Origin of the sequence: Burkholderia sp. Ac-20384 (assembly GCF_017104605.1) — a bacterium.
GTDB lineage: Bacteria > Pseudomonadota > Gammaproteobacteria > Burkholderiales > Burkholderiaceae > Burkholderia > Burkholderia lata.
In genome coordinates this window covers 1-5059 of sequence record NZ_JAAGPE010000450.1, presented here as the reverse complement: position 1 = coordinate 5059, position 5059 = coordinate 1, and the positions used below count along the sequence as shown (strand labels likewise).

5 protein-coding genes and 1 pseudogene are annotated in these 5059 nt (G+C 67.3%); 2 read left to right on the top strand and 4 right to left on the bottom strand.

Features of this window, described 5'->3' with window-relative positions; genetic code table 11:
• Positions 1–136 (bottom strand): annotated as a pseudogene (locus G3O00_RS43705) (fimbrial protein); the annotation flags it as partial.
• Positions 133–1059 (bottom strand): competence protein ComA, encoded by a 927-nt coding sequence (locus G3O00_RS39495; RefSeq protein ID WP_206146237.1) that lies wholly within the window; start codon positions 1057–1059, stop codon positions 133–135. The gene G3O00_RS39495 and the pseudogene G3O00_RS43705, both read right to left, overlap by 4 nt.
• A gap of 220 nt (positions 1060–1279) precedes the next feature.
• Between G3O00_RS39495 and G3O00_RS39490 the strand changes: the two genes are divergently transcribed.
• Positions 1280–3670: a penicillin-binding protein 1A gene (locus G3O00_RS39490; RefSeq protein WP_011350691.1), complete on the top strand. Its 2391-nt coding sequence runs from the start codon at positions 1280–1282 to the stop codon at positions 3668–3670.
• A gap of 90 nt (positions 3671–3760) precedes the next feature.
• Here G3O00_RS39490 and cyaY read toward each other — a convergent pair whose 3' ends face one another.
• Complete coding sequence (cyaY, locus tag G3O00_RS39485) at positions 3761–4090, bottom strand: iron donor protein CyaY (RefSeq protein WP_039366759.1); 330 nt, start codon at positions 4088–4090, stop codon at positions 3761–3763.
• Between the two features lie 36 nt (positions 4091–4126).
• Here cyaY and G3O00_RS39480 point away from each other — a divergent pair, with 36 nt between their 5' ends.
• Positions 4127–4408, top strand: coding sequence for a lipoprotein (locus G3O00_RS39480; protein WP_041492722.1), 282 nt, complete (start codon positions 4127–4129; stop codon positions 4406–4408).
• Positions 4409–4485: 77 nt separating this feature from the next.
• On the opposite strand, the gene msrQ is transcribed toward G3O00_RS39480, so the two are convergent.
• Positions 4486–5059, bottom strand: a 574-nt coding sequence (msrQ, locus tag G3O00_RS39475) for a protein-methionine-sulfoxide reductase heme-binding subunit MsrQ (protein WP_206146236.1), incomplete at its 5' end; no start/stop codon positions are given.

Here is a 5059-nt window from a genome sequence, read left to right as displayed (position 1 = left end):
ACAGGACAACGCCGAGCACACCGAACAGAATCGCCGTACCGCACTGCGCAGCCCGGCGACGTCGCAACGCCTTTGCCAGCCGCTCGCGGTACGGCAGCAGGTTGAAGCCGCCCGGCGCCGCACGACAGGCCGTCATTCCCACACCCCGCGCAATGCCAGCCCGAATGCAACAGCCCATGCCGGGCCGCCCGGCATGCCGGCGGGCGGGCACGGTTGCCCGTTCCAGCCCGTACAGTCGAACGGCACCGCAACCGCGCCGAGCACGTCGCCGATCTCGGCGACGGACGTATCGAAGCGGGCGATACACCGCTCATCCCCGGCCACGAGTACGCAACACACGGCCCCGAGCGCCCGCTGGCGCAATGCATCGGAAAACGCCTCCGGCACGGCGCCGGACAGCGTCAGCACCGGTACGGCCAACGGGCCGTCGATGCGCCAGCCGTGCATGCCCAAGTCATGAAACCAGAGCGCCGCGTATGCCCCCGCCTGCGCGTCGGGTTCGAATTGCGCGGCATAGCGCAACGCACGCAGCGCCGCGGCCGACTCCCCGTCGACCACCGTCAGGTCGACACCGGCCTGGGCAGCCACGTCGATCCGCCGTTCGAGCAGCGCCAGCGGGGCCACGGCAATCTCGATCTCGCCCGCCCCCGCGCCGCCATCCGGCCGCCAGTCGAACGCGAGACTGTCCGGCGCCAGCCCCGAAATGCGTTCGGCCGCCTGCCGCGCGGCGTCCTCGATATCGTCCCGCCCGGCCAGGTCGAGCGTCGCGGTCCGCATCTCGTCATCGTGCAACGCCATCACGCCACGCGCGTCGCACCGCACGCCGGACGCCGACAACCTCGACACGGCGGCGGCCAGCGCTCGCGCGACCGCCGCCCAGCGCGCATCTTCCGGCCCGCCCGCCAACCCGACCGGCTCCCGCTCGAGCCCCTCGACGCACACCTCCGCACCGCGGCCGCGCCGGCTCAGCACGACCACCCTCACCTCGTCCGCGCCGACGTCGATTCCCGTCGACCGGTGCCCGCCCTGCGCAAACCGCGCCCTCCATCGTCCCGCCATCCCAGCCTCCCGAAATCGTCGCGGCCCACGCCGCGTTTCCGAGACCTGATTCTGCAAAGCGGCGCGTGTGGCCGACAGTCGGCCTAACGGCCAGTACCGGCTCGCGACGGGCGCGCGCGAGCTATGCTGGAAGGACGCACACCCGCGGCTTCGCGGCGGGTAGCCCCCGCGTCAGGACCGGTCTTACCGGGCAGCTATAATCGCGGGACTGTTTTCCGGTATGCCTATGCAATCCACGACTCCTACGTCCCCGCCTCCCGCCCCGGAGCCGAAGAAGCGGCCCTGGTGGCAAAAAGTCCTGCTCGGATTCGCCACGATGTGCGTGGCGCTCGTCGTGGCCGGCGGCCTCGTGCTCGGCTACGCGCTCGTCGTCGCCTGGCCGAACATGCCGTCGCTCGACGCGCTGACCGACTATCGGCCGAAGGTGCCGCTGCGCATCTATACGTCCGACCACGTGCTGATCGGCGAATTCGGCGAAGAGCGCCGCGACGTCGTCCATTTCAAGGACGTGCCCGACTCGCTGAAGAATGCGATCCTCGCGATCGAGGACGCGCGCTTCTACGATCACGGCGGCGTCGACCTCACCGGCATCGTCCGCGCCGGCTTCGTCGCGCTGACGAACGGCCATGCGTCGCAGGGTGCGAGCACGATCACGATGCAGGTCGCGCGCAACTTCTTCCTGTCGAGCGAGAAAACCTACACGCGCAAGATCTACGAGATGCTGCTCGCGTACCGGATCGAGCGTGCGCTGACGAAGGATCAGATTCTCGAGGTCTACATGAATCAGATCTATCTCGGCCAGCGCGCGTACGGCTTCGCGAGCGCCGCGCGGGTCTATTTCGGCAAGGACCTGAAGGACATCACGCTCGCGGAAGCCGCGATGCTCGCGGGGCTGCCGAAGGCGCCGTCCGCGTATAACCCGGTCGTGAACCCGAAGCGCGCGAAGGTGCGCCAGGAATACATCCTGCAACGGATGCTCGAGCTGAACTTCATCTCGCGCGAACAGTACGACGAGGCCGTCGCACAGCCGCTCGTCGTCAAGGGTCCGGGCCGCGATTTCAGCGTGCACGCCGAGTACGTCGCGGAAATGGTCCGACAAATGATGTACGCGCAGTACCGTGAGGAAACCTACACGCGCGGCTTCAACGTCGTCACGACGATCGACTCCGCGGACCAGCAGGTCGCGTACACCGCGCTGCGCAAGGGCATCATGGATTACGAACGCCGGCACGGCTATCGGGGGCCGGAAGGCTTCATCGAGCTGCCGGCCGGTGCCGACGACCGCGAACAGGCGATCGACGATGCACTGCTCGAACACCCCGACAACGGCGAACTGATTGCCGCGGTCGTCACGGCCGCCAGCCCGCGCCAGATTACGGTTGCGTTCATCGACGGCAGCAATGCGACGATCGAAGGCGACAACCTGCGCTTCGCGTCGGGCGCGCTGTCGGCCAATGCGCAGCCGAATCGCCGCATCCGCCCGGGCGCGATCGTCCGCGTCGTGAAGAACGACACCGGCAAATGGTCGATCACGCAGTTGCCGCAGGTCGAGGGGGCGTTCCTGTCGATCGTCCCGCAGGACGGCGCGATCCGCTCGCTCGTCGGCGGCTTCGACTACAACAAGAACAAGTTCAACCACGTCACGCAGGCGTGGCGGCAACCGGGTTCGTCGTTCAAGCCGTTCATCTATTCGGCGTCGCTCGACAAGGGCCTCGGGCCGGCAACCGTGATCAACGACGGCCCGCTGTATTTCAGCGCCGCCGAAACGGGCGGCCAGCCGTGGGAGCCGAAGAACTACGGTGGCGGCTTCGAAGGCCCGATGTCGATGCGCACCGCGCTGCAGCGCTCGCGCAACCTCGTGTCGATCCGGATCCTGAATCACATCGGCACGAAGTACGCGCAGCAGTACATCACGCGCTTCGGCTTCGACGCCGAACGCCATCCGGCCTACCTGCCGATGGCACTCGGCGCGGGCCAGGTCACGCCGCTGCAGATGGCGGGCGCGTACTCGGTCTTCGCGAACGGCGGCTACCGCGTCAATCCGTACCTGATCGCCGAAGTCACCGATCCGAACGGCGCGATCGTCGTGCGCGCGCAGCCGCTCGTCGCCGAGCAGAACGCGCCGCGTGCGATCGACGCGCGCAATGCGTACGTGATGAACAGCCTGCTGCAGAGCGTCGCGCAGCGCGGCACGGGCGCACGGACCAACGTGCTGAAGCGCACCGACCTCGCGGGCAAGACCGGCACGACGAACGACTCGCACGACGCGTGGTTCGCGGGCTACCAGCACACGCTCGCCGCAATCGCGTGGATCGGCTACGACAACCCGCGCAGCCTCGGCGATCGCGAAACGGGTGGCGGCCTGTCGCTGCCGGTCTGGATCGACTACATGGGCGCCGCGCTGAAGGGCGTGCCCGAGTTCAAGCCGACGGCGCCGGACGGCGTCGAGTCGCTCGGCGGCGAGCTGTACTTCACCGAGTTCGCGCCGGGCCACGGCTTCGTGTCGACGGTTGGCGTACCGCAAGCACCGGCCGCGCAGAACGTCGACGCAACCGTGCCGCATGTCGACGAGCAGGAAAAGCAGGACATCATGAACCTGTTCGCGCACTGATCACCGGCCCGGACATGAAAAAAGCGCCCCGCGGGGCGCTTTTTCTTTGGCACGACGCATCGGGGCGCGGCCCGGCTTCGGCCTCGGCGGTTACGGCGCACTGAACGTGATCGGCAGGCCGGCCTGCTGCGTCGCGTATTCGGTGAGCGCCGAGAAAAACTCGGTGCCCGTGCGCGTATCGCGCCATTCGCCGTCGATGAAACGGTAGTGGAAACCGCCCGCCTTCGCGGCGATCCACACTTCCTTCATCGGCGGCTGCAGGTTGACGATGATCTTCGAGCCGTTCTCGAACGTCAGCGTCAGGACGCTGCCGTTGCGCTCCAGATCGATGTCGTGATCGCCGTCGTTGGCGTCGTCGACGGTACGCTCGACGGCCGCCAGCACGGCCTCGGCACGGGTCAGGTATTCGGTATCGGACATGCTAAACTCTATCGGTTCAATTGTTCAGGGACGATCATGCGAGTCGTTTTCCGGATGAGCGCGATTGTAGCGGCTTTGGCGATTCTTGCAGGCTGCGGTCAAAGCGGCGCGCTCTATCTGCCCACCGTGCCTCCGATGCCCAAGCCACTCCAGCAGCAGGACGCGCCGCCGTCGGACGTGAAGCCGACCGATGAAAACGCGTCGTCCGACAGTGTGCCCGATTCGTCCGGCACGCCGCTCACGCTGTCACCCGAATTGTCGTCGAGCGGTGCATCGTCCATGCCCGCCCCGGCGTCGAGCCCGGCCGTCGCGAAGTAACGACGCGCCGCCTGCACGGCTCACGAAACAAGGCGATGACCTCCCGGTCATCGCCTTTGTTTTTTAAGGCTGCGCCGTCACGCGCGCAGGCGCCGCCATCCCCATGCAATGAGCCGCCAGCCGAGCAGCGCGGCCACGATTGCTGCATAAAGCTTCGGCTGCGCGAGATTGTGCTTGCCGGCCCTCATCCACCAGAAGTGCAGCACGCCGAACAGCACGATCGCGTAGATCGCGCTGTGCAGCGTCGCCCAGTGGCGGCCGAGCCGGCGCACCATCGCGCGCGGCGACGTTACCGCGAGCGGAATCAGCAGCACGAACGCGGCGAAACCGACCGTGATGAACGGGCGCTTGCCGACGTCTTTCAGGATCGCGACGACGTCGAACCACTTGTCGAACCACAGGTAGGTCGTGAAGTGCAGCGTCGCGTAGAAGAACGCGAACAACCCGATCATCCGGCGAAAGCGCAGCAGCGCGGCGAAACCGGTCATGCGCCGAAGCGGTGTGACGGCGAGCGTCACGCACAGCAGCACGAGCGTCCAGAGGCCCGTCGAGCGCGTGATGAACTCGATCGGATTCGCGCCGAGCCGGTCGGTCAGCCCGAACAGCACGAGACGCGCGAGCGGATAAAGACCGGCCGCGAAAACCAGCACA

What these genes read in the sequence shown, in the direction of transcription:
- G3O00_RS39495 (WP_206146237.1), bottom strand. Translation starts at nt 1,059, where the DNA reads ATGGCGGGACGATGGAGGGCGCGGTTTGCGCAGGGCGGGCACCGGTCG.
- G3O00_RS39490 (WP_011350691.1), top strand. Translation starts at nt 1,280, where the DNA reads ATGCCTATGCAATCCACGACTCCTACGTCCCCGCCTCCCGCCCCGGAG.
- cyaY (WP_039366759.1), bottom strand. Translation starts at nt 4,090, where the DNA reads ATGTCCGATACCGAATACCTGACCCGTGCCGAGGCCGTGCTGGCGGCC.
- G3O00_RS39480 (WP_041492722.1), top strand. Translation starts at nt 4,127, where the DNA reads ATGCGAGTCGTTTTCCGGATGAGCGCGATTGTAGCGGCTTTGGCGATT.